This is a genomic window from Bernardetia sp. ABR2-2B, from assembly GCF_037126435.1.
In the GTDB taxonomy this organism is placed as follows: domain Bacteria; phylum Bacteroidota; class Bacteroidia; order Cytophagales; family Bernardetiaceae; genus Bernardetia.
This window is the reverse complement of the sequence record NZ_CP147020.1, coordinates 2632711-2658858: the sequence shown is the minus strand read 5'-3', so window position 1 is coordinate 2658858 and position 26148 is coordinate 2632711. Positions and strand designations below refer to the sequence as shown.

Annotated in this window: 24 protein-coding genes; 14 read left to right on the top strand and 10 right to left on the bottom strand. The window is 32.5% G+C overall.

The window, feature by feature from the left end; translation table 11 throughout:
- Positions 1 to 61 precede the first annotated feature (61 nt).
- The 4 genes from WAF17_RS11350 to WAF17_RS11335 all read right to left on the bottom strand — a co-directional run bounded on the left by WAF17_RS11350 (position 62) and on the right by WAF17_RS11335 (position 2876).
- A complete protein-coding gene (locus WAF17_RS11350) occupies positions 62 to 751 on the bottom strand; it encodes an N-acetylmuramoyl-L-alanine amidase (RefSeq protein ID WP_338759235.1) in 690 nt (229 codons plus the stop codon).
- A gap of 228 nt (positions 752 to 979) precedes the next feature.
- On the bottom strand, positions 980 to 1354 hold the full coding sequence (locus WAF17_RS11345; RefSeq protein WP_338759232.1) for a DoxX family protein: 375 nt from the start codon (positions 1352 to 1354) through the stop codon (positions 980 to 982).
- Between the two features lie 31 nt (positions 1355 to 1385).
- Positions 1386 to 2225 (bottom strand): dihydropteroate synthase, encoded by an 840-nt coding sequence (gene folP, locus WAF17_RS11340; protein WP_338759228.1) that lies wholly within the window; start codon positions 2223 to 2225, stop codon positions 1386 to 1388.
- Between the two features lie 108 nt (positions 2226 to 2333).
- Positions 2334 to 2876, bottom strand: a complete 543-nt coding sequence (locus WAF17_RS11335; protein WP_338759226.1) for a SpoIIE family protein phosphatase — start codon at positions 2874 to 2876, stop codon at positions 2334 to 2336.
- A 3-nt stretch (positions 2877 to 2879) separates the two neighbouring features.
- Between WAF17_RS11335 and WAF17_RS11330 the strand changes: the two genes are divergently transcribed.
- Positions 2880 to 3242 (top strand): hypothetical protein, encoded by a 363-nt coding sequence (locus WAF17_RS11330; RefSeq protein ID WP_338759223.1) that lies wholly within the window; start codon positions 2880 to 2882, stop codon positions 3240 to 3242.
- Between the two features lie 186 nt (positions 3243 to 3428).
- On the opposite strand, the gene WAF17_RS11325 is transcribed toward WAF17_RS11330, so the two are convergent.
- Complete coding sequence (locus WAF17_RS11325; protein WP_338759220.1) at positions 3429 to 3965, bottom strand: DUF5050 domain-containing protein; 537 nt, start codon at positions 3963 to 3965, stop codon at positions 3429 to 3431.
- A 923-nt stretch (positions 3966 to 4888) separates the two neighbouring features.
- On the opposite strand from WAF17_RS11325, the gene WAF17_RS11320 reads away from it, so the two are divergent.
- Positions 4889 to 5392, top strand: coding sequence for a DUF6252 family protein (locus WAF17_RS11320; RefSeq protein ID WP_338759217.1), 504 nt, complete (start codon positions 4889 to 4891; stop codon positions 5390 to 5392).
- Between the two features lie 241 nt (positions 5393 to 5633).
- On the opposite strand, the gene mfd is transcribed toward WAF17_RS11320, so the two are convergent.
- Positions 5634 to 9080, bottom strand: a complete 3447-nt coding sequence (mfd, locus tag WAF17_RS11315) for a transcription-repair coupling factor (RefSeq protein WP_338759214.1) — start codon at positions 9078 to 9080, stop codon at positions 5634 to 5636.
- A 274-nt stretch (positions 9081 to 9354) separates the two neighbouring features.
- Between mfd and WAF17_RS11310 the strand changes: the two genes are divergently transcribed.
- The 4 genes from WAF17_RS11310 (at position 9355) to WAF17_RS11295 (ending at position 11721) form a co-directional block, all read left to right on the top strand.
- Positions 9355 to 9528 carry a hypothetical protein gene (locus tag WAF17_RS11310; RefSeq protein WP_338770130.1) on the top strand — a complete coding sequence of 58 codons (174 nt, stop codon included), beginning with the start codon at positions 9355 to 9357 and terminating at the stop codon, positions 9526 to 9528.
- Between the two features lie 68 nt (positions 9529 to 9596).
- Positions 9597 to 10490, top strand: coding sequence for a S1-like domain-containing RNA-binding protein (locus tag WAF17_RS11305; protein ID WP_338770128.1), 894 nt, complete (start codon positions 9597 to 9599; stop codon positions 10488 to 10490).
- 291 nt (positions 10491 to 10781) lie between these two features.
- Positions 10782 to 11321, top strand: coding sequence for a SiaB family protein kinase (locus WAF17_RS11300; RefSeq protein WP_338770126.1), 540 nt, complete (start codon positions 10782 to 10784; stop codon positions 11319 to 11321).
- 13 nt (positions 11322 to 11334) lie between these two features.
- Complete coding sequence (locus WAF17_RS11295) at positions 11335 to 11721, top strand: DUF1987 domain-containing protein (protein WP_338770124.1); 387 nt, start codon at positions 11335 to 11337, stop codon at positions 11719 to 11721.
- A 103-nt stretch (positions 11722 to 11824) separates the two neighbouring features.
- Here the strand turns inward: WAF17_RS11295 and WAF17_RS11290 are convergent, their stop codons facing one another.
- Positions 11825 to 13405: a hypothetical protein gene (locus tag WAF17_RS11290; RefSeq protein ID WP_338770122.1), complete on the bottom strand. Its 1581-nt coding sequence runs from the start codon at positions 13403 to 13405 to the stop codon at positions 11825 to 11827.
- A gap of 303 nt (positions 13406 to 13708) precedes the next feature.
- Between WAF17_RS11290 and WAF17_RS11285 the strand changes: the two genes are divergently transcribed.
- The 4 genes from WAF17_RS11285 to WAF17_RS11270 all read left to right on the top strand — a co-directional run bounded on the left by WAF17_RS11285 (position 13709) and on the right by WAF17_RS11270 (position 18051).
- A complete protein-coding gene (locus tag WAF17_RS11285; protein WP_338770120.1) occupies positions 13709 to 14365 on the top strand; it encodes a riboflavin synthase in 657 nt (218 codons plus the stop codon).
- Positions 14366 to 14501: 136 nt separating this feature from the next.
- Positions 14502 to 15188 (top strand): LytTR family DNA-binding domain-containing protein, encoded by a 687-nt coding sequence (locus tag WAF17_RS11280; RefSeq protein WP_338770117.1) that lies wholly within the window; start codon positions 14502 to 14504, stop codon positions 15186 to 15188.
- Positions 15189 to 15689: 501 nt separating this feature from the next.
- Complete coding sequence (locus tag WAF17_RS11275) at positions 15690 to 17102, top strand: (Fe-S)-binding protein (protein ID WP_338770115.1); 1413 nt, start codon at positions 15690 to 15692, stop codon at positions 17100 to 17102.
- Between the two features lie 154 nt (positions 17103 to 17256).
- Complete coding sequence (locus WAF17_RS11270; RefSeq protein ID WP_338770112.1) at positions 17257 to 18051, top strand: (Fe-S)-binding protein; 795 nt, start codon at positions 17257 to 17259, stop codon at positions 18049 to 18051.
- A gap of 176 nt (positions 18052 to 18227) precedes the next feature.
- Here the strand turns inward: WAF17_RS11270 and WAF17_RS11265 are convergent, their stop codons facing one another.
- Positions 18228 to 18827 carry an arylesterase gene (locus tag WAF17_RS11265; protein ID WP_338770109.1) on the bottom strand — a complete coding sequence of 200 codons (600 nt, stop codon included), beginning with the start codon at positions 18825 to 18827 and terminating at the stop codon, positions 18228 to 18230.
- A 372-nt stretch (positions 18828 to 19199) separates the two neighbouring features.
- Between WAF17_RS11265 and WAF17_RS11260 the strand changes: the two genes are divergently transcribed.
- A complete protein-coding gene (locus WAF17_RS11260; protein ID WP_338760955.1) occupies positions 19200 to 20288 on the top strand; it encodes an IS4 family transposase in 1089 nt (362 codons plus the stop codon).
- Between the two features lie 123 nt (positions 20289 to 20411).
- Here WAF17_RS11260 and WAF17_RS11255 read toward each other — a convergent pair whose 3' ends face one another.
- Positions 20412 to 21782 (bottom strand): hypothetical protein, encoded by a 1371-nt coding sequence (locus tag WAF17_RS11255; protein ID WP_338770107.1) that lies wholly within the window; start codon positions 21780 to 21782, stop codon positions 20412 to 20414.
- A gap of 607 nt (positions 21783 to 22389) precedes the next feature.
- Between WAF17_RS11255 and trxB the strand changes: the two genes are divergently transcribed.
- The 3 genes from trxB to WAF17_RS11240 all read left to right on the top strand — a co-directional run bounded on the left by trxB (position 22390) and on the right by WAF17_RS11240 (position 24836).
- Complete coding sequence (gene trxB, locus WAF17_RS11250; RefSeq protein ID WP_338770104.1) at positions 22390 to 23349, top strand: thioredoxin-disulfide reductase; 960 nt, start codon at positions 22390 to 22392, stop codon at positions 23347 to 23349.
- A 256-nt stretch (positions 23350 to 23605) separates the two neighbouring features.
- Complete coding sequence (locus WAF17_RS11245) at positions 23606 to 24148, top strand: hypothetical protein (RefSeq protein WP_338770101.1); 543 nt, start codon at positions 23606 to 23608, stop codon at positions 24146 to 24148.
- A 46-nt stretch (positions 24149 to 24194) separates the two neighbouring features.
- The gene (locus WAF17_RS11240; RefSeq protein ID WP_338770098.1) at positions 24195 to 24836 is read left to right on the top strand and encodes a hypothetical protein; all 642 of its coding nucleotides are present in this window, start codon (positions 24195 to 24197) and stop codon (positions 24834 to 24836) included.
- A 121-nt stretch (positions 24837 to 24957) separates the two neighbouring features.
- Here WAF17_RS11240 and phaC read toward each other — a convergent pair whose 3' ends face one another.
- Entirely contained in the window at positions 24958 to 26037 is a 1080-nt protein-coding gene (phaC, locus tag WAF17_RS11235) for a class III poly(R)-hydroxyalkanoic acid synthase subunit PhaC (RefSeq protein WP_338770096.1), read from the bottom strand.
- Positions 26038 to 26148 lie beyond the last annotated feature (111 nt).

The window sequence follows — 26148 nt, the reverse complement described above, 5'->3', positions numbered from 1 at the left end:
TAATACAAACCGTGATAAGGTTTATTATACTTTATCAGAGATTATCAACAACGAGTTTTAATTACTGCACCACTTCACGGTATTCTCTGACAGCACGAAAAATAGCAGATGCCAAAATAGTTTGTCCGTATTCGCTATTTAGATAAACTTCTTCCTGTCCATTACTCATAAAACCTAATTCTACAAGAACGGCAGGCATTTTTGTGTTTTGAAGAACAAACAAATTATGTCCTCTATCTACTTTTGTTTGAAGTTTTAGCACTTTTCTTTTGGCTCTTTCTGAAAGCTGTTTCATCAATTTTTTTGCAAAAACTTTACTAAACTTTATGTCGTGATTATGGATATGAACTTGAGAACCATAAATACTTTTTATGGGATTATGATTGGCATGAATACTAATAAACAAATCTGCACTAGCATTATTGGCAATTTCTACACGCTCTTCTAGGCTTACATATCTATCCTCTGTACGTGTATAAACGACTTTTACATTTTCTAATAGGTTTTCTAAATATCCCCCAAGCTGTAAGGCTACTGGCAAAACTATATCTTTCTCTTGCTTAAATCTTGATAAATCCGAACATTCATTTCCCACATCATTTCCTCCATGTCCTGCATCAATGACAACTACAAAAAGTGGTTTTTTGGTTTTATCAAAAGTCTCTACGCTAGAAAAACTACTTTCAATAAGAAAAATAAATAATAAAAAAGTAAAAATTTGAAGAGTTTTAGAAAAGTAGTAATATTTCATTTGTGAGGAGGCTAATTGTTTGATTTTTGGTGTCGTTATGCCAAAATAATGGAGTTGTTTAAGAATGGGTTTTGGGTGTGTTTGTTGGTGTCGCTTCGCTAAAACACCAACAAAGGCAATGTTATTATTTTTCCTTAGAACTGGGTTTGCAACTCAATTCTAAGAAAAAATGAGTATTCTTAAACAGCTTCAATAGCAATAGTATTAATAATAAAAAAGTCTGAGATTTTATTTACTAATCATCGGTATATATTTTTCTTTATTTTCGAAAATTATCCAAAGGTTGATAACTAAAAAGACAAAACTTGCAATCATGTTGGCAGGGTCTTGAAAGATATGGAAAAGAACAATTCCTACAACAATAGGAAAAATCATAATGGCAGCTAAAGCACGAGTTTTTGGAATAATAATCAAAATTCCTGCAATAATTTCTACCACAGCAACTAAGTTAAATATCCAGCGTGATGATTTGAAAACGGCTATCAAATCCATTGCTTCCTTACCCATTTCTAAAGGAAGGTAATTGAAAAATTTGTTAAGTCCCCCATTAATCATAATTAGACCAAAAAGAAGACTAACACCAAAGAGAATTTTGTTTTTCATTATGTATTTTGATTTTGAAAGTAATAGTAGCTTATTTTAAATAACTCAAAAGCTGAATTGTTTCCATTGCTTCTTTCACGTCATGGACACGCAAAATTTTTGCCCCGTTCTGAATAGCTATTGTATTCAAAACTGTTGTTCCATTTAAAGCTTCCGAAACAGGAATAGCAAGCTGTTTATAAATCATAGATTTACGAGAAATTCCTGCTAAAATAGGAAATTCTAATTGCTCAAAGACAGCCAAGTTTTTTAATAGAAAGTAATTTTGGTCTATTGTCTTTGCAAATCCAAAACCCAAATCAAGGATAATTTCTTCTACTCCAAAAGATTTTAGTGTAGTGATGCGCTGCTGAAAATAAGTCATCATTTCAGTAATGATATTTTCATAATTAGTTAGTGTTTTCATTGTTTGAGGATTTCCCCTCATGTGCATCAAAATATAAGGGACATTCAAACTCGCTACTGTTTCGAACATCTGAATATCCAAACTTCCACCAGATACATCATTTATCAAATCTGCACCTGCTTCTACAGCTTGTCTAGCTACTTTTGAGCGAAACGTATCGATAGAAATAATAGCATTTGGAAATTCTTTTTTTATGAGACGAATCGGATTTACGACTCTATTTATTTCTTCTTCAATAGAAATATCGTCAGCATTCGGACGAGTAGAGTATCCTCCAATATCAAGAATAGTAGCTCCTTCTTCTAGCATTTGAGATGCTTTTTGTAGAATACTTTTGTCTGTCTTTATTCTGCTACCTTCATAAAAAGAATCGGGTGTAACATTCAAAATCCCCATCACAATCGGTTTTTGTAGGGAAATGAGTTTGTTTTTTATACGTAAAGTAGGAGTAATGGAGGTTTGCACTAAATTAGATTTGTAGTTGTTTAGAAAAGGGGTAATTGTTGGTGTCGCTATGCTAAAGTACCAAATAAACTTAATATGATAGAAATAAAATGAAATTTAATGAGTTGTTTAAACTCTTACTCCAATTACACATACATCATCTATTTGATCAAGCTTTCCTTTCCATTTTTCAAATTCTTCATCAAGCAGCTTGTGTTGTTCTTCCATTGAATTTGCTTGAATAGAAATAAGGAAACTCTTGAACTTACGAGTCATGTATTTCTTTTCTTTTTCCACTCCAAATTGGTCAGGATAGCCGTCGGAAAATATATAGATGGTGTCACCTTTTTCTAACCTAATAGTGTGTGTATTAAATGGCTTGCTTCGTCTATACCTGCCTATGGGTTGTTTGTCAGCCTTAGTTTCAAGTAATTCTCCATTTCTAACAATCCAAAGGGGGTTGTTTGCTCCAGAGTAAGAGAGTAAATTATCTTGCAATTTGCATAATGCTATATCCATGCCGTCACTAATTCCTTCTTCACTCTTTTCAAACTCTTTAAGTAAAAGCTCCTTCGTTTTATCAAGGATTTCGCCAGTATCAATTAATCCAAATTCTCGTACGGAACGATTAAGTCCACTATTACAAATCACACTAACGATTGCTCCAGGCACTCCATGTCCAGTACAATCAGCAGCAGCGAAGAAACTTTATTTTCTTATTATGTAAGTACGACTGACAACATAATACATAATCGTTTTACGTATGGATATGGAATTAACTATTCTGTAAATCATTGGGGAGAATGGTATCGTGATGTTGGATTAATAAATCTTCCGACAATTGACATAACTGATTACAAAAACAAGAATTTAGGTATAACCCTAAACACCTATTATAGAATAGGAAAAACTTTAAACATTGGAGTTATATACAGACCTTCATTACTCAATTTAAGCGACGGATTCAAACCAATTTATGAACATCTTTTGAGTTTAGAAGCCAATTGGAGAATAAAACTGTGCAATCTAAAGAAATAAAACATAATTAAGAGTTGTCTATTGAGAATTATTCAGACTCTATCTAAGACCTACAAAACAAGATTTGGATAGAGTGAAGAAAAATAAATAAATACAAATACACGGCAGGATGCTGAATACATATCAGTCACTCGGCAAAGCCAAGCGACGGCAATTTTTGGACAGCCGAGCAACAGCAGGGGTAGATTACTTATTAAAAGGCACAATTGCAGTAATCCAGCCTTCTATAATTGTTTCTGTATCAGATATTCTCTCGCCAGAATTGATGTCAAAACGACGAATTGCGTTGGAATTTGTTGTAACAATTAAATTGTCATTCTGAATTGCAAGAGTATATAATCCAGTAATTTCTGTTTCTGTGATTATTTCTTCTGTTGAACCTGTTTGATTTATCTTAATAATTGGATCAATAGCTCCATTATAAACATAGTAAAGTGACGAATTGTTTATTGCCATGTCGGTTGGATTGCTGTCAGTTGATAATATGATTTCTTGAATTAGCGTTCCGTCTTGGCTTATTTTATATATTCTACCATAAAAAGAATAATAAAGTTCTCCATTTAAATAAGAAATTCCTTGGGTTCTAATATTGGTTAATTTAGAAACCACAGTTCCATCTTCAGGGTTTAATTTATAGATTGATTCATCTGCTCCCATTCCACCAAGCCACAGAAACTCTCCGTCGAATTCAAGTGCGTGAGGCGAATCGACTTGAGTAGGCAAATCAATTGTTCTTTCAATTATGGATTTAGTTTCATTGTAAAGGATAATTTCAGATTCTCCAACACCATTCTGGTTCGGACGAGTTAATATCCACCATTTAGTGTCTGAATCGATGTTGTTGAAATCGTCACTATCATTATTGCAAGAAACAAATGAAAATATTAAAATAATTAATGCTAAAATATGTTTTTTCATAATGAGTTTTTGATTATTAGAATAGTTTTCTAAACATCAGTAATTGCACCGAAGTTTATCTTTTCTTAAATTGTATATAATGTTTTTTTGTGTGTTTCAAACAACTAATTTAGTAAATAATTACCAAAAAAGTCCGTAAATATTTTCTTCAGTAAGCAAAAAGCTAATAATAATTATATACAGTAGTAGGTTTTAGTGTTTTTTTTAGTAGGTTTATGATCTACTGCTTCAAATTGAAAACTATTCTTTCGTTTTGAACTTTTTGTTAATTATTTTTTTTCCAATCTTCTCCTCATTGGGCTTAGTTTGTAACTAAGACCTATCAATTATATAAATCTTCAGATTTATGTCGTCAAGTAAATACAAAAACACCTATCACTCGCAAATCTGAAGATTTGCCAAACTGATAAATCGTAGTCAATAGAGAACGCTTAACTACGATTTATTCTAAGCCGAACGAGGGGTGAAGAAAAAGAAATAAATACAAATACACGGCAGGATGCCGAATACATATCAGTCACTCGGCAAAGCCAAGCAACGGCAATTTTTGGACAGCCGAGCAACAGCAGGGGGACTGAACAGAAACAAATAACTCGGCAAGATACCGAATACATACAAGCCACTCGCAAGATGCGAGCGAAAGCTGGGGGTATTTATTATTGTGAATACTTGAAAAAGTGTATATTTGTCTTAATTGAATCTAACAACTTTTATAATAACTAAATTGTATGAAACTAAATTCATTTTCATTAGCTAATTTTAGTAGAATGCTTATCCTACTTTTAGCTATAACATTTGTTTTTTTATCTTGTAATAATGATGAAGATGATACAAATCCAGAGGAAGAAGAAGTAGAATTAGCAGGTGGGAGTATGAGTGCAAAAGTAGATGGACAAAATTTTAAAGCCACTACATCTGTTGAGGGAGTTATATCAAACAATGGTATTCTGAGTGTTAAAGGAAAATCAAGTACTCCCAACTCTCTAAGACAGATTAATTTCGTTATTTTAGAGTATGAAGTAGGAACATATTCTCTTTCTAGTGGTGGTAATAGTGCTGCATGGGCTGAAGGGTCAGATCAGGCAAGTCTTTATGTAATAGAAAGTGGAGAGATAACTATTACAGAGAATACTAGTACCAATATTAAAGGTACTTTTGAGTTTGTAAGTTCTAATATAGATAGATCAAAAACAAGAACTATTACAGAAGGAAAATTTGATGTAAAAATCTAGCATCAAATATTCTTATGAAATAGAAAAATAGTAGTAGTAAAATTTACTTTGGGTAAAAAAAAGCAATGATTAGGAAAGCAAACTTCAAAATAAAGTTTGCTCTTCTTCTCTGCTGTCCCTCATCTGGCGCAAGGTTACAACCTTGTGTCTATCATTTCGTCAGCATATGCTGACAACTGAAAGTCAGCGTAGCTAAAAAAGCCAATACAAGATAGAATCTTGCACTAGAATTACAAAATTTCTACTCCAAAACCCCTCTAAAAACATTCATCACACCTTCAAGGGTTTTGACTTGTTCCATAATGAAGATAACACGGTTTTTGCTGTCTTTGAGTTTGCAGCGTTTGGGACGTGTCTGAACGTATTGCAAGACTTTTCCAAAGGCATCAGACTGGTAGTAATCTGGTCGGTCGGCTACAAAATAACCTCGTATTTTTTCATTTTTGATAATCAGCTTTTCAAAGCCTATTTGTTCTGCCATCCAACGCAAACGAACAGCTTGTAAGAGGTTTTCAAAGTCTTCTGGAGGTGTTCCGAAACGGTCTTTTACAGTTTGTTTAAATTTTTCTAGTTGCTCTTCATTTTTCAATCTATCGGCTTCAATGTAGAGTTGGAGGCGTTCCGAAATATTAGAAATATAACTCTCTGGAATCAAAATTTCTAAATCCGTTTCTATCGAACAGGTAATATTGAGTTCTTTTGGTTTGGTAGCATTTGGGTTTTGGAAAAGCTCCTTAAACTCGTCTTCTTTGAGTTCTGAAATGGCTTCTTCTAGCATTTTGTGGTAGGCATCTAATCCCAAATCATTGATAAAACCACTCTGTTCTGCTCCCAAAAGATTTCCTGCACCACGAATATCCAAATCACGCATCGCAATCTTAAAACCATCGCCAAGTTCATTAAATTCTTCTAAGGCTTTCAGACGTTTTCTTGAATCGGCAGGAAGCGTGGCAGCCGAAGGAATGAGCAAATAACAAAAGGCTTTTTTGTTGGAACGTCCCACACGTCCACGCATTTGGTGCAAGTCCGAAAGACCAATCAAATGAGAATTATTGATAATAATGGTGTTGGCATTCGGAATATCCAAACCCGATTCAATGATATTTGTCGAAACCAAAATATCAGCATCGCCATTAATAAAATTCATCATCGTTTTTTCTAGTTGGTCGCTTTTCATTTGTCCGTGTCCGACCACTACTTTTGCATCTGGCACAAGGCGTGTCAGAATACCAGCCACCTCATAAATATCAATCACTCGGTTATGAACAAAAAATACTTGTCCTCCTCGTCGTAGCTCAAAACTAATCGCATCTCTAACCAAGGCTTCATTAAAATTATGAACTTCCGTCGTTACAGGTTGGCGATTGGGTGGTGGCGTGTGCATAACCGACAAATCTCTCGCTCCCAAAAGTGAAAATTGCAGCGTTCTAGGAATTGGCGTTGCCGTAAGAGTAAGACAATCTACATTGACACGTAATTCCTTGATTTTATCTTTTGTCTTGACACCAAATTTTTGTTCTTCATCAATAATAAAAAGACCCAAATCTTTAAACTTTGTTTTTGCACTAACAATTTTATGCGTTCCGACCAAAATATCGATTTTCCCCTCTTCCAATCGCTTCAAAATTTCTCTTACATCTTTTGCCGTTCTGAAACGATTGATAAAATCTACATTCACACCAAAATTTGAAAGACGCTCACTAAAAGTACGGTGATGTTGCGCTGCCAAAACCGTCGTAGGAACTAAAACGGCAACTTGTTTTCCATTCGAAACGGCTTTAAAAGCTGCACGAACGGCAATTTCTGTTTTACCAAAACCCACATCTCCACAAATCAATCTATCCATCGGAACAGGTTTTTCCATATCGTCTTTTACGTCGTTGGTGGCTGTGGCTTGGTCTGGCGTATCTTGATAAAAAAACGAAGATTCGACTTCGGCTTGCATATAATTGTCTTTTGGAAAAGCAAAACCTGTTGCTGTTTGGCGTTTGGCATAGAGTTTTATAAGCTCTGTACCAATATCTTTCAAATGCTTTTTGACACGTTTTTTCTTGTTACTCCACTCTTGCGAACCGAGTTTACTAAGCGACATCGAACTTCCATCTTGACTAGAATGCTTAGAAATTTTGTGTAATGAATGCACACTAACATACAAAACATCATTATCTCTATAAATCAAACGAACGGCTTCTTGCTCATTTCCATTGACATCCAATTTTTCCAAACCTGCAAAACGACCAATTCCGTAATCAATATGCGTAACAAAATCTCCTGCTTGAAGGGTGTTGAGTTCTTTGAGTGTAAGAGCTTTTGATTTTGTAAAACGCTCCTGTGTGCTGTACCTGTGATAACGCTCAAAAATTTGATGGTCGGTATAACAAACAATTTGCTGATTATGGTCAATAAAACCACCTCGTAAACCAATATTAAGACCATAAAACTGAACGCCAACGCCTTTTTCTTCAAAAATAGTGTGCATTCTGTCAATCTGTTTTGGCAAATCGGCAGCAATTATACATTGATAGCCTTTTTGATTGTAGCCTTCAATATCAAAAACTAAATTTTGAAGGTTTTTATGGAATGTCGGTTGTGGCTTTGCATCAAATTCAATTACTGTATGATTTTCTTTTGTCTTTTCTGTAACTCTTCTAAATTTTCTACCAAACTCTATTTGAATAAACTTTTCTATCTGACTTTTAAACTCTTTTTTGGTAATAAATAATTCTTTTGGGTCAGAAATGATTTGAGTATAATTCGAAACTTGCAGAATAGTATCAAAATCTTCGGTTGCACGTTCAAAATATTTTTCTACTACATCTACCGTAAGGGCATAATCCTTTAACCAAAGACGAGTTTTTTGAGGGACAAATTCTAAAAAATTCTCTCTTGTTTGTTTCTGTACTTTTTCGGTTACGTTTGGAACAACGACAGCACGATTTACCTTTTCGATGGAAAGTTGGTCGGTTGGTTTGAATGTTCGGATACTTTCTACTTCATTTCCAAAAAACTCTATTCGATAAGGATATTCATTTGAATAGGAAAAAATATCAATAATTCCACCTCTGACCGAATACTGCCCTGCTTCATAAACGTATTCCTCACGCTTAAAGCCGTATTCATTCAATATTTCTATTACAAAATCAGTTTCTACAATTTCATTAATTTTTACGACAAAAGTATTAGCAGCCAAGACTTGCTTATTGATAACTTTCTCTGTTAAAGCAGATGGATAAGTAACAATGATAAGTCCGTTTTCTTCTGAATGATGATTATTGAGTCTTGTCAGAACCTCCGAACGCTGCAAAACATTGGCATTATCTACCTTTTCAAATTTGTAAGGCTTTTTGTATGAGGTAGGAAAAAACAGAATATTAGGATTTGAACTAGACAACGTTTCTCCCAAAAAATGCTGAATATCATTATAAAAATAAGCAGCTTCTTCTGGGTCGTCCATCACAACAAAATGCGAAATAGCAGGATTATTACGATATACCGAAGCCAAAACAAGTGCATCTTGACTTCCCATAAGTCCTTTTAGATGAACACGAACAGAATCCGAATTACTTTTCTCTTCTTTTAGTTTTGCAGAAATAGTCTGAATAATACCATCTTTCTGATATTTTTTGACAAAATCTCTAGGAGCTAGTTTTAATATTTGAGTCTGTTCTTGGGTTTCTTGCTGGTTCATTTTTATAAAAATATCTTTGAAATAGGAGTTTTTTCGAATAGAAATAACAAAGAAACGGTTTTGTTTCTTTGTTCTGAACTATTGACAGCCTTTGAAGGACTGTCAAATTTTTTTGAAAATTCTAACTTTGTCAGTAGTTTTTTGGTAATCCAAAATAACTCTGACAATAGTTATAATGAATAAACTCTTGTAAAGTAAATAGGTTTTGAGTTAGGAAAAAAATATACTACCTTCATGAAGGAAGAGAAAGTTTTTAATAAATATCTTATAAAAAATGAACACAATTAATAAAATAAATGCCTATTTAAGAGAAAGAGGACTTTTGAATGAAGAAAAAGCTGAAAAAACAGACAATTCTACTAAAGAAATTCAAGTTCGTTTCATCAAAAAAGTAGAAACTGATAAAATGGAAAATAAGGAAATAGAGAAGAATGAAGAAGAGGAATAAAATTATTTTATTATGCCTTAAAATAAAGCTAAATTTGTAATTCAAATTACAAAGTAAAAAAAGAAATCATGCCAATCAAAAATATACAAATCGGTCAATATAATACACTTACCATTTTACGTACCTCTCCTAATGGTGTGTATGTTGGGAGTTCACTTTTAGATGAGGTGCTTTTACCTCAAAAGTATGTTCCAGAGACAGCAAAAGAGGGAGATGAAATAGAAGTTTTTGTTTATACAGATACACAAGACCGTCCTGTCGCAGTCATTGAAAAGCCGTTGGCAGTTGTTGGAGAAATTGCAGCCTTGAGAGTGGTTGATATTACAAGAATTGGTTTTTTCTTAGATTGGGGACTTATCGAAAAAGATTTGTTTCTTCCTCACGACGAAGTACCAAAAGGAAATAAAGAAGCTAGAGAAACAAAAGAACCTATTCGAATAGGAGATTATATGTTTGTGAAAGTTGTCTTAGACCACAAAACAAATCGTGCTATCGGTTTGGGAAAGCTAGGGAGTTTTGTGGAGAGAGAAGAAATTGATTTGGTAGAAGATGACGAAGTAATTGCTATTATTGGGGCAGACACAGAAATCGGTTATCGTTGTATTGTAGAAAAAGAAGGAATTTATTATTATGGAATGCTATATCACAATGAGATTTTTGGAGAAGAAAATTTGCATGGACAGAAACGAACAGCTTATGTAAAAAAGGTGCGTGAAGATGGACGTATTGATTTAAGGCTTAGAAAAGATGGCTTTGATGGAATAGCTGACCAAAGCTCACTCATTATGCAAAAATTAGAACAAAATAATGGTTTCTTACCTATTTCTGATAAAAGCAGCCCAGAAGAGATTATGAACTATTTTAATATGAGTAAAAAAACATTCAAGAAGTTAATTGGGAATCTGTATAGAGAGCGTAAGATTAGTATTGATAAAAAAGGGATTCAAAAAACAGAAAAATAATATTTGTGTTTTAAAATTATTTTATATATTTACGAAATATAGAGTATTTCAATTTCGTAGTTTTAATCAAAGAAAGTGTAAATTATAGAGCCATAAATTATTTTATAAAATTACTTTTTTTGATATAATTCTTTTGTAAACCAGCTATTTTGTGTATATTTCTAAAAATTAGTCAGTTTTATTTAAAATTCTGAAAAACAAAACAGAATCAAAATTGTCTAATTATAGATTATCAACTAGACTAGAAAACTCTAAAAAATTTTAGTTCCACTCTAAAGCAGTATAAGAATCTTGAACCTAAATGATTATTATAGAGAAATGCTGGAAGGCGAAGTAATTGTATCGTATAAAGGAGCTCCTTCACAGCCTCTTTTCGATGGGATTTTGAGTGTGGCAGATGAGCGATTAGCTGCCCTTGAACAGAAATCCAAAATTCGGAAAAAGGTCTATCATATTATGATAGAAGCTCTTCAAAACGTTTACCATCATACGCAGGGAGACGGTGTGCAAAAATCTGAAAGCCCAGAAACAGTGTTGTTTGTTCTTTCCAAAAACACAAAAGGATATGAAATTTCTACTGGAAATTATATTCCAACTTCTCTTGTCGCTACCTTAAAGGCACATATTGAACGCATTAATCAGTCTTCTGCTGAACAAATCAAGCAGCTCTATCGTGAACAATTACACGGTGGAGAAGTTTCTGTAAAAGGGGGAGCAGGATTAGGAATAATTGATATCGCACGTCGTTCTGGCGAAAAACTCGTTTATGCTTTTGAAGATACAGGCGAGGATAATTCTTTTTTTAGTTTGAAAGTAAAAGTTTCGGCTTAAACAATATATTTGAATGGAAAATTTTTTCTTAGAAGGTACTAATAAAACACCTCAATTAGATTTTAACTCTAACGAAGGACGATTCCTCATCGCAGGACGCTCTATTCCAGAAAACTCTATTGAGTTTTACAAACCTCTCTTTGAGTGGTTAGATAATTATGTCAGTCAAGCAAAATCAAATACGATTTTAGACGTCAAGTTGGAGTATTTCAATACAAGCTCTTCAAAGTGCTTGGTAGAGATATTTAGAAAGCTAGAAGCTCTACAACAAAAAAATGATAACGTACTCATCAATTGGTTTTTTGAAGAAGATGATGAAGATATGCAAGAATCTGGAGAAGATTTTCAAGAAATTATTGATGTCAAAATTGTATTGAATCAAATGGAAGAAGAAGATTAAGATTCTTTTTTACTTCTTATTTTGGTACAAAAAAAAATATTTGAATAGCTATTTTATTTAGAAATAAATAGAATAGCTATTTTTTTTGTAATTTATGTGAGTTCTATAAAGCAGATTTGAGTCTTCCATTCTGCCAAATTCCAGTTTGTCGTTCTCCGTTGGTTTTGTAGAGCGTACCTTTTCCTGTCTGTGAATTATACGACCAATCTCCAATATAATGTTCGCCATTAGGGTAATACATTGAGCCTTTGCCGTGTCTTTGGTCTTGGTACCATTGTCCTTCATAACGACTTTTATTTTGATAGTGCATTGAACCAACGCCATGTTTTTGATTGTTTTTCCAATTTCCTATGTATTTGCTATTGTCTGACCAAATATAAGTTCCTCGTCCATCACGCATTCCTTCCGAAAAACTGCCTTTATAATATCCACCCGAAGCATAATACATTGTTCCTTGTCCATCAAATTTTCCATCTTTAAACTTTCCTATATATCTTCCAGATTCAGATATTAACTCTCCAAAGCCATCTTTACAGTTTCCAGTCTTACAAGTTCCTTGTTCAGCATTTACTAAAATATCCTCGTCATTTACTGTTACATCAATTCCGTCCATAATTCCGTTTTTAGTAAAACGAATACGTAAATCAAATTTTTTATCTTTATAAAGCCACGTCGATCCTGTTCTGTAATTGTATTTTTTATAAGGAGAACCCATTATATAGGCAACATAGTTTTGGTCTGAATAAGGAGTTACTTTTTCAGTTAGAGGGTGTGAGACTTCTCCAAATCCTGATTTATTGACAGCTACTTTATATAAATAGCCATAATCATTAAAATAAAAGCGTAGTTTATTATTATTAAAAACATACTGAAAATGGTCGTAAGCAAGATGAATTTGTTGATACCCTTTTTTCTGTCTGCTACTAGCTGATTTTACTTCTTCACTATCTTTATGCTTTCCCAAAAGGTCATATAACCCATTCGATTCAAAAAAATCTTGTCCTTTATAATTTCCATTTTCCCAAAATCCTTTTTTCGTTACACCATTTGTATATACAAGACTTCCCTTGCCATGTCTTTTTCCGTCTTTCCATTCGCCTTCATAACGAGAACCATCTCTTTCTACATAAACTCCTTCTCCATCTTCACAATCTCCAGAAATACAGTTTTTGAATCGTAATAAGATACCTCTTAATCTTGATTTTATTCTAGAACCTGTATAATAAAAGACTACTTCAACAGGAAGATTGTTATATTCCATATAATTTGCATTGTCTTTAGAAGGTATTCCTAGTTTTACAATGGTAGAAGATTTTGTGTCTCTCCAAGTCAGATTTTTAGGAAGTTTGCTAGAGTAGGCTTCAAATTTTTTATCATTTACAGAATATGTATTATCATAAAGCATTATTTTATCGATAATATCTCCCTTATAAAACCCTATTCTAATTCCATTACTTGGATATGTCCAAATGAAATTGGAGCTAAGAGACTCATCTTTCATTCCTAACTTATTCAAAAAATCTCTTACTAAAGGATCTGTTTTGGATTTACCAATGAGTTTGAACAAATTATCCCCATCAACCGTATTAGTGAGGGTATTACTTAGAATATTGGTTGCAAAAACAAAAGGGGAAGCAAAAAATAGAAAAGTGAGACATAGAAAAAATACTAAACTATTCTTCACTTTGGAGAGTAAAAGAGAATAGCTTTTATTCGTTTTTATGATAAAGTTATAATATCTTGAAAAATATAAAGTAAAAAGAGTCAAATTAATTGGATAGAATAATTAGATGTAAAAAGGTTTTTTATTAATAACACGTTTGTTTACAAACTGTTACGTGCTTAAAAAAAATTAAGAGTAAATAAATAGCATTATTATCGTCCTAATTGAGTAAACGAATTTAACTAAAATAAGTTCTATTTGTATTTTGATAGAGTATTTTGGATTTTCGTGCTTAGAAATTAAAATTACAATTCAACACATAATATGTTTACAGGAATTATTGAAGAAATAGGAACTCTTATTTCCATAAAAAAAGAAGGAACAAACCAATTATTTGAGATAGAATCATCAATTTCAAATCAGCTCAAAATTGACCAGAGTGTTGCTCATAATGGCGTTTGTCTGACAGTTACTAAAGTTGATAAAGATAAAAGTAGACACTTCGTAACGGCTATTGAAGAAACACTTCAAAAGACAGATTTAGGAAAATGGGCAGTAGGTTCAAAATTAAATTTAGAGCGTTGTATGTCTGCTAATGGTCGTTTTGACGGACATATCGTACAAGGACACGTCGATCAAACGGCTATCTGTACAAAGATAATTGATGAAAATGGAAGTTGGCGTTTTTATTTTGAGTACGAAGACAAAGGAAATTTTACGGTTCAGAAGGGTTCTATTTGTACAAATGGTGTCAGTCTGACCGTTGTAGATTCAGAAACGGGTTTGAAAAGCGATTCAGAAAAAAATAATGAAACTCAAAAAGGTAGTTTTAGCGTTGCTATTATTCCTTACACTTATGAACATACAAATTTTCATAAACTCAAAATAGGTGATACAATCAACCTTGAGTTTGATATTGTTGGAAAATATATGAAACTACTTTTTGAAAAACATATGAGTCAATCAGAAATTAAGAATTAAAAATTACGAATTGATGATGATTTTGCTTAACTTTCCATTTTAACATATTTGTTTGAGGAAAAATGAAGCTCATAAATTTATGTAGAAAAATAAACCTACTCCTAATCTAAGTAAAAAACTACTAGCCCCCATATATATGAACTGCCTAATTGTAGATGATGATGAGTTTTCTCGCAACGTAATAAAGCATTTTGCCAACAAAACAGAGAGTTTGACTGTACTTGAAGAAACAGATAATGCTGCTGACGCTTTCACAATTATCAAATCCAAAGAAGTTGATATTGTTTTTTTAGATGTTGAGATGCCTGAAATGACAGGTCTTGACCTCATGAAGACACTTGATGATATGCCTCAAATTATTTTGGTTACCTCTCGTGCAAGTTATGCTGTTGAGGCATTTGAGTACAATGTAACCGATTATTTAGTAAAACCAGTAAACTACGCTCGTTTTCTAAAGGCAGTTGGAAAAGCAGAAGCTAATTTAAAAGCCTCAAATGTAACTGTTGAGAATCAAGATGAAGTATTTATCAAAGCTGATAACAAAATTGTTCGTTTGCGTTTGAGTGATGTGTTTTTTATCGAAGCATTGTCAGATTATGTAATCATAAATACTGAAAAACGTAAATATATTATTCATTCGACAATGAAAGGCTTAGAAAAGAAATTACCTGAAACAGATTTTATACGTGTTCATCGTTCATACATTGTCAATTTTACAAAAATAATGAGTATTGAAGATGCTAGTGTAGTAATGCCTAGCAAAACAATTCCGATTGGAGCTTCTTATAAAAATCGTTTTATGAAAAAGTTGAATTTACTGTAAAAAATAAAAATCACTTTTTTGTTAAAAAAAGTAAAGTTTGAATAGAGATATTCGAACTTTTTTTTTATACCTTTCTACTTAAATGGACGAGCAATTTCAAAAAGACAAAACTCATAAATACTATTTTCTTAATACTCTAGTTTTGAAAGAAGCTGAAAAGTCTATTTGATTAAATTATCAAATAGACTTTTTCTCGTTTAGAAGAGAGTTTTATAGAAAAATAAAAAAATAGAATCATTCTAAATTAATATAAAAACTAACTAATTCTATCTCTAAATTATCAAAATCAGTTCTTTCTTTGCAAATTTGTTATGCAAACCGAGTAGTTTTACTGCTCCGTTCTATTTATTGTCTTTACAATTCTCTATATTTAATTCTATTGTCAAAACTTTCAAGTTTATTTTGAAGTTTCCTACTCAATACTTAAAACAAAAATAAGAACAAAAAATTACGACAACTATACACTTTAATTAGATATTCATTTTTATATAGCCCTTTTTTATGAAACAATTAGAAATTTTTACTTCCTTATTTCAAATTATGTTCTTCGTAACTGCTCTTTTGGTTACGGCAGGTGTAATTTTTATGCGCTATAAATATATTCGACGCAATATCGAATTAGGAAAAGAGTGGAAAGCTGCACATAATCCTTCCGAACGTTTGAAGCTGATGATTTTGATTGCTTTCGGACAGAAAAAGATGTTTGCACGTCCGTTTGTAGGTTTGATGCACCTTGTTATTTATGCAGGTTTCCTTTTGATTAATATCGAAGTTTTGGAAATCGTTATTGATGGAATTACAGGACAACACCGTATTTTTGCGCCATTGCTTGGCTCAACTGTTTATCAAATCTTGATTGGCTTTTTTGAATTACTCGCTTTTGGTGTTTTAGCTACCTGTGTTATTTTCCTTATCCGTCGTAATGTTGTAAAAGTAGAGCGTTTTGATAAGCCTGAAATGAAAGGTTGGGCGCATCTTGATGCAAACCTTATCTTAGTTTTTGAGATTATCTTGATGTTTTTCCTTTTTACGATGAATGCAACAGATTCTATCTTGCAAATGAGAGCAATGGATTTGGCAAATGGTATTGATGTTATAAATAATGTTGATGCAGCTCATTACGGAGTTTTTGAAAATAATCCTGTTCGTTTTTTGGTCAGTCAAACACTGATTCCACTTTATGACGGACTTACAACTACCCAGCTTGTCTTATTAGAACGTGGAGCTTGGTGGTTTCATATTATGGGTATTTTAGGCTTTGCAATTTATGTAACCTATTCAAAACACCTTCATATTTTCCTTGCTTTTCCAAATGTATATTTTACTCGTTTGAAGCCTACTGGAGAAATGAACAATATGGATTCTATTACTAAAGAAGTTCAGATTACGATGGGAACACTAGAGTCAGATGCAAATGCAGCAGACGATGAAATCCCTTCTTTTGGTGCAAAAGATGTTACTGATTTGACGTGGAGAAATATCTTAGATGCTTATACCTGTACGCAGTGTGGACGTTGTACAGATGTTTGTCCTGCAAATATGACAGGTAAAAAATTATCCCCTCGTAAGATTGTCATGAATGTTCGCCAACGTGCCGATGAAATCGGAGAACGTATGGACGAAATGGGAGAATACTACAAGCCAGATGATAAAATGTTGTATGGTGATTACGTAACAAAAGAAGAGCTAATGGCATGTACTTCTTGTAATGCTTGTGTAGATGCCTGTCCAGTAAACATTAATCCATTAGAGCCTATTTTGGAGATGCGTCGTTATGTGGCAATGGAAGAAGCTGATGTTCCTGATGCGTGGAAAGCAATGCTAACAAATGTAGGAAATAATGGTGCGCCTTGGGCATTTGCTCCAACAGAACGCTTTAAGTGGGCTGATGAACTTAAAAACGGTAACCAGTAACTTTTCAGTTATCAGTTAATCCAATTTTGTTAGAATTAAAACTTTGCTAATAGTCAGTAGTCTGACTTTGACAATAGTTTCTAAAATAAAGATTTAATCCTTTTCTCTAGTTCAAGTGTCGACGCTTGAACTAGAGAAAATAAACATAAAAAATATGAGCGAAGAAACATTAAAAATTCCTACAATGGCAGAACTTTCTGCTGAAGGAAAATCTCCAGAGATATTATTTTGGGTAGGCTGTGCTGGTTCGTATGACGACCGTTATAAAGCTGTTACTCGTGCGATGATTCGTATCTTGAATAAAGCAAATATCAACTTTGCTGTTTTGGGAACAGAAGAAAGCTGTACGGGCGACCCTGCTCGTCGTGCTGGTGATGAATTTACATTTCAGATGCAGGCAGCAATGAACATTGAGGTTTTGAATAATTATAATATCAAAAATATTGTTACGGCTTGTCCTCATTGTTTCAATACGTTGAAAAATGAATATCCAGAATTAGGTGGAAATTATGATGTTATTCATCATTCTCAATACCTTCAAAAGCTAATCAACGAAGGAAAAGTGAAATTTGGAGGAGGAGAGTTTAAAGGAAAAAGAATTACTTATCACGATTCTTGTTATTTGGGTAGAGCAAATGATATTTATGAAGCTCCTCGTGAAGTTTTGGAAAAATTAGATGCCGAATTAGTAGAAATGAAACGCTGCAAGTCTAAAGGGCTTTGTTGTGGTGCAGGGGGAGCGCAGATGTTCAAAGATGCCGAAAAAGGTAAGAAAGAAGTCAATATCGAACGTGCAGAAGAAGCCGTTGCAGCTCGTCCAGATTATGTAGCTGTGGGTTGTCCGTTCTGTATGACAATGATGGGAGATGGAATAAAACACTTCAATAAAGAGAAAGAAATCAAAGTCTTAGACCTTTCTGAATTTATTGTTGGAGCGCAAGATTTGTAAGAAAATTTCTTTATCAAAAAAATAATACCCTTTACTTTCATTGAAAAGTAAAGGGTATTATTTTAAGTAGTAGAGCATTTATAAAATCGAAATCAATTCATTTATACTCTACTATCATTTATAGTTTTAGGGAAAGTTAATTATAAAAGTTGAAGTAGTATAAAATAAGAGTAGTTTTAATTAGTGTAACTCTGACGTAAAATTGGATAAATAGTTTGCCATATTGTGTCTGCTACCAATTCATAACCTTGTGCATTCGGATGTAAACGGTCAGCAAGATTTAGGTGTACCTCGCCTATTACGCCTTCCAATAAAGAAGTAATCAAAGGAGAATTGTATTTTTTGGCTATATTTTCATAGACTTTCTGGTACTGAACAGCATACTGTGCAGCAATTTGTCCCATCATTCCAAAGCCAATAAGTAACTCAATAGGTATTTTTACTTTTGCCATCACAATCATAACATTTGGATATTGTGCCTTTGTGCGTTCGATAATTTGTGTGAGGTTTTGTTCCATTTTTTGAGGAGCAATTCCTCTAAAAAGGTCATTTATACCCAAAGCAAGTACGAAAATATCTACTTCTTGTTGTTGCAATACATTTGGTAAACGCATTATAGCACTATGTGTAGTATCACCATTCACACCAGCATTAATGGCAGTATAGAGTAAGCCATACTTATCTATCTTTTGTTGGATAAGAGCAGGAGGTGCTTGGCTTGATTGTAAACCATACCCTTCTGTCAAACTGTCACCGAAGAATACTATATTCTTCATAATCATAATTTTTTTTAGTAAAAAAATAAATGTGAGTAAATCAATTACTACTTTAATTCAGAAAAAAGTAGTGTTTGTACATGAATTACGATAACAGCAGTTTATTATAGTTGTAAAGTAAAATTAAACAAAAATCGTGGACTTTTTAAAGAATTTTATTTTTTTTATCAAAAAAACTCTTCTGATGATATAAAAGACTAATTGAAAATAACCGTGAAATTTTTTGTATATTTTTTTTAATAAAAAAATATACAAAAACTATATAAACAAATATTTACTCTCTCAGTCCTCTGACAAAAGATTTTAAATTTAGATAAAAAAAAGCCATAATTGAGTTTCTCACAAAATTTTTCTCACAAAATTTTCTCAATTATGGCGAAAGCAAAGTATGCTTCTAGTGGTAAAGTTACAAAATTAGTTAGTGTTTTATCTTCTCATTTAAAAGGGTTTCATTTAGCCCGAGTTCAATTTATAGGTCTTTTTGTAATAGCTGTTATAAAGGTAGGTCTAGGAGGTTTAATTCAAATTGCAACTGCGTTTGAAAGGAATGTAGAATACAGTTCTTCTTTACGTCGTATAGAACGCTTTTTAAATTATTATGAGCTTGATTTTCAAGCAATTACTAATTTGATTATTTCCTTAGAAGGCATTGAACAATGGGAAAATATCGTACTGTGTTTGGATAGAACGAATTGGAAAGTTGGAAAAGAGCATATTAATATTTTGCTTCTCTCAGCAGCTCATAAAGGGGTATCTATTCCTCTTTGTTGGTCTGTACTTTCGAGGACAGGAAATTCAGCTACTCAACAACGAATTGATTTGATAGAAGATTTCTTAAATCAATTTCCTAATTTATCTATTACTGCTCTTGTAGCAGATAGAGAGTTTATAGGTAAAAAATGGTTTTTCTATTTAGCTACAAAAAAATTTGATTTTGTAATGCGTATAAAATCTAACTTTAAAGCTACTAGAAAAGGGAAAACAAAGTCTATTGTAGCATGGTGTAGAGGGCTTTCGATTTCAGAAACCTATCAACTAGATGGAACATTTGTAGTCAATGAAGCAGAGGTATATTTATCTGTAAGTCGAACACAAAAAGGATATATTTATTTAGCATCACCTGTTTTATTGGATAATATTTTTGAAATTTATAAACAACGTTGGGAAATCGAAACGTTGTTTAAAGCACTAAAATCACAAGGTTTTAACTTAGAAAATACAAAATTAACAGAACCAAATAAAATAGCTAAATTAATTGCTTTGTGTTCCATTGCCTTTGTTTGGTGTTACAAAGTAGGAGAATGGAAACATAAAAAAACAAAAATAAGAGTCTGTTCAAATGGATATAATGAATACTCTTTTTTCAGATATGGATTAATAGAAATTAAAAAAATACTCAATAATCCAATGACTAGTGAAACTAAATTTGATCAAAAAATTAAAGTTTTGTCAATGGAGTAAGATTTACTCTATAAAAAGCACAAAAATAGCGTAGGAAAAATTCCTACGCCATTTTCAATCCTATCCTATCCTTAATTTTGAATATTATTATGTTGTTATTTGTATGCTTACAAACAACGTCTATTAGTCTTCAATTTCTTTTATTGTTACTGAATAACTAGCAATATCTTTTTTATTTACTCCTTCCAAACGATATGCTCTTCCGATACTTCGGATTTGATTTGCTTTCAAAGTAGGTTCAGATGAGTTTATTAGATAAGTTGTTCTGCTATCCAAAACTTCTCCCTGATGTCCTAGCCATTTAACTTCTGCTTGTAAGAGCTTGATTTGTCCTTTTTCTGTGGCATTTTGAATTTCCCATTCAAAGTGATGAAAAGTTCCTGTTTGTTCGTTTTCTTCTATTTCTTGTAAGTTACTTGCTCTTTCGGAAAGTAAAATATTTGGATTAAAATCACTCATATCATTCCATTCCAAGCTCAAAGGAACAGTATTTACTTCTGTATTCTCACCATATTCTACTTTTTCTACTCGTATTCTAACTAAAGCTGCATTTTCTACAAAATCTTCTCTGTACTCCAAATAACGAAACGGAATTGATTCTCCTTTTCTAGCTACTGGGTCAAAGGTTTCTATTGCCTGTACTACATCTTGTGCTATGGCATTTCCATCTCTATCTAAAAGCTCAATTTTGAGTTTTAGATTAGAAATTGAACCACTAGATACATATAAGTCAGCTAACAAATTATATGAATAAGCTCCATTAAAATTCTTGAACTTAGACTGTTCTACTTCTAGCTTCAATCCTTCAAACTTTGGATTTATTATCCACTCTACGGGCAAATGAAGTCCTTCATCTTCCAAAATCGTAATTGATTTGAGAGAACCTGTAGCTTGCATAGGCAAACTTTCCCTATCAAAAGCTAGATTAGCCGTATTATGGGTAATATTGTTCAGAGTTAATAGTTCATCTGCAAATGAAACTTGATTAGCTCCTTGTTCTAAATAACTATATCCCAAATATCCACCTGAAAGAAACATCACACCTACAAGTCCCATCATAATATTGGTATGCAAAGAGCGTTTCTTCATGGCTTCTTCTAAAGCTGCTCCTTTATAAATCTGACTTAAAAGTTGCATCGCTTTATAATGTTGTGGTTCATTATCCACACAACGACGAGCCAAACCTGCTGCACGATATTTGTCTTTTGCTTTTCCATAATCCAACCAACGATTATAAAACGAAACTGCCAAGCCAAAAAGAGCCTCTGTATGATTTGGATGAATGGCTAATACTTGCTCAAACTCTCTAATGGCATCTTTCCAATTTTGAAATTCTGCATATCCATATCCTCTACGCAAATGTGATTCTAAAACAGCTTGTAACTCATAATAGTTCTCTGCATTCATTGCTTCGGCAGTCTTGCGATAACGACTACTATTTGAAAATAGCTGGTAGAATAGTTCTTCCGTTTTGTAGAATATATAGTTTATCATAATTGAAAATAATTAAAAAATCGTGTAGCCAGTTGGTCGTTATGAATATAAATTTCTTTTGGAGATTCTTGTAAGTCTTATCACATTCTTTATTTTAAGTTTGCTGCTTTAGAATTGCTCAGAATTGATAGATACTATTCAAAATCCACGCAAGAAATTGCCTTGAAGTGCCAAACTACCTTCGTTTTCGATAAACATAAATATACTTTAAGATAAAAGGCTATTTTTATTGGATAAAGCAAAACGACCAAAACAGCTTAAAAATGAGAGAAATCAAGGGAATTTTACAGAAACTGATAATTTTTAGATAGAATTGACAATTTTATTAGAGAAGAGGTAAGGTAGGTAAGAAGCAAAACGCTGATAATTTGAGTAAAGAACAATAAAATAGCTAGTTTTCTCACTTTCCTAAAAAAATGGAGAGAGTAATATTTAAAGTTTCAGAATATTTTATTAAAAAATCCTGTAATTATAATATTCAAAACCATTTCTCATAAAAAATCGTTTCTTTTGTAACTTAAAGTAAAATTATATAGATTAACTTAATTAGAAGGGAAAGCTAACTCAATAAAAAAACCTTTATATTAATAACTAAAAATAAAGAATTATGTCAGAAGTACATACAACAAAGTGTCTAATCATTGGCTCAGGACCAGCAGGTTATACGGCAGCTATTTATGCAGCCCGTGCAGGACTAGAACCAATTTTATACAAAGGACAACAACCAGGTGGGCAGCTTACTATCACAAATGATGTAGAAAATTTCCCTGGATACGCTGATGGAGTAATGGGGCCTCAAATGATGCAAGACTTAGATAAACAAGCAGGTCGTTTTGGTACAGATTTGCGTTATGGTGTTATCGAAAAGGTAGAGCTTAGTAAAGAAGGAGGAATTCATGTTGCTTATGATGATTCTGGAATCCGAATTGAAGCTGAATCTATTGTTATTTCTACTGGTGCTGCTGCAAAATGGCTTGGTTTGCCTTCCGAGGCTGAATACAACGGAAAAGGAGTTTCTGCGTGTGCTGTTTGTGATGGCTTCTTTTTCAGAGGGCAAACAGTTGCTATTGTTGGTGGTGGAGATACTGCTTGTGAAGAAGCAAGTTATTTGGCAAAACTATGCAAGAAAGTATATATGATTGTACGTCGTGATGAACTTCGTGCCTCGAACATTATGCAACAACGTGTTCAAACGAAAGAAAACATCGAAATTCTTTGGAATACAGAAACACAAGAAATTTTGGGAGATGGAGAAAATGTAACTTCTGTTCGTCTTCTCAATAACCAAAAAAATGAAACCTTTCAGATTGATGTTCAAGGATTTTTTGTAGCTATTGGACACAAACCAAATACAGATATTTTCAAAGGTCAGTTAGATATGGATGATGCCAACTATTTGATTACTCAAAATGATAGTACCCTCACTAATATACCAGGTGTTTTTGCTTCTGGGGATGCTCAAGACAAAATTTATCGTCAAGCTGTAACGGCTGCTGGTACAGGCTGTATGGCTGCTCTTGATGCAGAACGTTATCTAGTAGAAAAAGAAGCTATGGTAAATGCTTAATTCATAGAATTTCAAAAAACAAGTTAGCTACATTTGTTTTTCTGCCTTTTGGGTCAGAGAGCTGATGTAGCTCTTTTTATTTATTTAGATTTACTGATTATAAGTCTAAAGCTTGGCTTTTTGGTAGAATGAAACAACGAAAGAATCTTTTCTTAATATAGCTCTATTTGTTAAAATATATTCTCAAAAGAAATTTTCAACTAAAATAGTGTATATTTATACTATTCTCCTATTAGAAAATAAATTGATATTAGTTATGATAGATAAAATATTAAAAGCAAAACATTGGCAATTATTTATTTTGATGGGTACATGCGTTATTTTTCAATTTGTAAGCTGCCAGTCAAGTGTAGAAAAAACGACTAAAGGAATAAATAAAGATGGATATACTATTTCATACCCTTCTCATCTAAAATTAGATGAAAGCGGACAAATGGGTACTAAGTTTTTGTTATTTACTGAAAAGACAGGTTTGGATGATGATTTTGTTGAAAATATCAACTTAGTAATACAAGATTTGGAAGCAGATTTTGGTTTGGATGAATTTGTAAAATTATCAGAAAGTCAAATAAAAGATAATGGTAAACTCATTTCAAGTGAAGGAATAAAAGATAAAAATTCAGAATTTCATAAAATGATTTTGAGTGCCAATGTGAATAATTCTGATTTAAAATTTATTCAATATTGCTTTGTAAAAGATAATAAAGCATACGTTCTTACTTTCACAGCCAAAGAAGATGAATTTGAAAAATATGCTGTTGAAATGGAAGAAATAATGCAAACATTTGAGTTAAAATAAAAGTAACCTCCCATAATTTAAACATCAATTTAAAACTAAAGACAAAATGATAAATAAAATATTAGAAGCAAAACATTGGCAATTATTTTTCCTTTTGGTGGGAGTTCCTGTGGGTTTATTTCTTACAATAGGAGTAATTATATATTCGATGCTTAAGGATGGAACACCTCCAGACCCAAAGAAAATTTTTGAAGTATTTAGTATCATAAAGTTTTTTCCATTAATAATCGTACTTTTTACGTCCTTACTTTTTAGCTGGTTTTGGTCAGTTGCTAACGGTCTCCAAAGTGTAGTGCCAACAACCGTAGAAATGAAAACTACAAAATTCAGAACATTCTCTATTATTCCTTTGCTTTACGTTAGTGGATTTTGTGTTTTTATATTTGTTTCAATAAGTAAAATAAAGCCTCAAGCATTACTACAAGATTTACCTCAAATACCTATGGAATGGCTAACACCAATTCTTTTGATATTACATATTTTGTCTATTTTTGGAATATTCTACACGATGTATTTTACTGCAAAGACGCTGAAAACAGTTGAGTTACAAAGAGAAGTAAAGTTTTCGGATTTTGTGAGCGAGTTTTTTATGTTTTGGTTTTTTCCTGTGGGGCTTTGGATATTGCAGCCTAGAATTAATGAAATATCTGAAAAAGAGAATGCAAATAGGTATGAAGACGAAAACTAAACTCTAGGTTTAAGCTCTGATAAAACAGAAAAGTATTTTGATAAATTATAGATATAAAAACAAAAAGCATTTATTCCAAAAAATAGAATAAATGCTTTTTGTGATAGAAATGAATTATTTTTTAATCACGTTCTTTAAGCCACTCCGAAACTTTAGGAGCTAATTCTTTTTGAGAGCGTCCACCTACAAAAACTCCGATGTGTCCACCTGGAAATTCGTATAAAGTTTTATCTTTTGAGCCTACATTATCATTCAATGGCTTAGTTGCAGAAGGTGGAACTAAATGGTCTGAAGAAGCATAAATAGTCAGAATAGGATTCTTAATATCTTTGAGATTTACAGTTTTCTTTCCTAATGTAAACTCTCCTTTTATAAGTTTATTTTCTTGATATAAATCTTTGATAAACTTACGATAACATTCTCCAGCTTGTGAAGGACTATCGCCTACCCATTGTTCCATACGCAAGAAGTTCATCATTTTACCTTTGTCTTCCATCATATTTGTAATGGTTGCCATTTTTTTGAACTTACTAAGTGGCTTGAGCATATCAAAACCCATATTCAAAAACTCCCCTGGTACAAGACCATCATTTCCATCTACTACTTTATCTACATTCAAATCTCTTGACCATTTGAACAAAAGACCATCATCCGTATCAAAATCAAAAGGAGCAACAAGCGTTATCAAATTTTTGATTTTGTCTTGATTAAGAGCCGTATAAATAGTAGAAAATGTACCTCCTTGACAAACACCAAGCAAGTTTATTTTATCAACTGAATGTTCTTTTCTTACAAAATTTACGCAAGAATTGATATAACCATTAATATAATCTTCCATTGTTAAATATCTATCTACACGAGAAGGATAGCCCCAATCAATCAAATAAATATCAATGCCACTATCAAGCAAATTTCTGATAAAACTACGGTCAGATTGCAAATCCATCATATCAAAGCGATTGACGAGTGCATAAGCAATCAATAAAGGTGTTTTTAGGCTGCGTTTAGAAGAAGAATAACGATATAGTTTTACTTTATCTTCTTCCCAAACTAATTCTTTTTCTGCTGTTGCGACATCAATTTCTTCTACATCACTTAGAAGTTGATAACCTTTTACGAGCTTTTCAGTTTGGTCTGTAATTTCTTTTGTAAAAGATTCAAATACGTTCGTTTGCGTATTCTCGTGCTTTTGATTTGCCATAATAAAATTTAGTTTGTGTGTATTAGAACTTTATGTTTTGTATTGATATAAATATACAATTTAAAAATCTTTTTTTTATCAAAAACCCCAACTCCACTATGAAGTCAGGGT

Coding starts and splice junctions, on each gene's coding strand:
- WAF17_RS11350 (WP_338759235.1), bottom strand. CDS start 751: ATGAAATATTACTACTTTTCTAAAACTCTTCAAATTTTTACTTTTTTA.
- WAF17_RS11345 (WP_338759232.1), bottom strand. CDS start 1,354: ATGAAAAACAAAATTCTCTTTGGTGTTAGTCTTCTTTTTGGTCTAATT.
- WAF17_RS11330 (WP_338759223.1), top strand. CDS start 2,880: ATGTCCAGTACAATCAGCAGCAGCGAAGAAACTTTATTTTCTTATTAT.
- WAF17_RS11320 (WP_338759217.1), top strand. CDS start 4,889: ATGAAACTAAATTCATTTTCATTAGCTAATTTTAGTAGAATGCTTATC.
- mfd (WP_338759214.1), bottom strand. CDS start 9,080: ATGAACCAGCAAGAAACCCAAGAACAGACTCAAATATTAAAACTAGCT.
- WAF17_RS11310 (WP_338770130.1), top strand. CDS start 9,355: ATGAACACAATTAATAAAATAAATGCCTATTTAAGAGAAAGAGGACTT.
- WAF17_RS11305 (WP_338770128.1), top strand. CDS start 9,597: ATGCCAATCAAAAATATACAAATCGGTCAATATAATACACTTACCATT.
- WAF17_RS11295 (WP_338770124.1), top strand. CDS start 11,335: ATGGAAAATTTTTTCTTAGAAGGTACTAATAAAACACCTCAATTAGAT.
- WAF17_RS11285 (WP_338770120.1), top strand. CDS start 13,709: ATGTTTACAGGAATTATTGAAGAAATAGGAACTCTTATTTCCATAAAA.
- WAF17_RS11280 (WP_338770117.1), top strand. CDS start 14,502: ATGAACTGCCTAATTGTAGATGATGATGAGTTTTCTCGCAACGTAATA.
- WAF17_RS11275 (WP_338770115.1), top strand. CDS start 15,690: ATGAAACAATTAGAAATTTTTACTTCCTTATTTCAAATTATGTTCTTC.
- WAF17_RS11270 (WP_338770112.1), top strand. CDS start 17,257: ATGAGCGAAGAAACATTAAAAATTCCTACAATGGCAGAACTTTCTGCT.
- WAF17_RS11265 (WP_338770109.1), bottom strand. CDS start 18,827: ATGAAGAATATAGTATTCTTCGGTGACAGTTTGACAGAAGGGTATGGT.
- WAF17_RS11260 (WP_338760955.1), top strand. CDS start 19,200: ATGGCGAAAGCAAAGTATGCTTCTAGTGGTAAAGTTACAAAATTAGTT.
- WAF17_RS11255 (WP_338770107.1), bottom strand. CDS start 21,782: ATGATAAACTATATATTCTACAAAACGGAAGAACTATTCTACCAGCTA.
- trxB (WP_338770104.1), top strand. CDS start 22,390: ATGTCAGAAGTACATACAACAAAGTGTCTAATCATTGGCTCAGGACCA.
- WAF17_RS11245 (WP_338770101.1), top strand. CDS start 23,606: ATGATAGATAAAATATTAAAAGCAAAACATTGGCAATTATTTATTTTG.
- WAF17_RS11240 (WP_338770098.1), top strand. CDS start 24,195: ATGATAAATAAAATATTAGAAGCAAAACATTGGCAATTATTTTTCCTT.
- phaC (WP_338770096.1), bottom strand. CDS start 26,037: ATGGCAAATCAAAAGCACGAGAATACGCAAACGAACGTATTTGAATCT.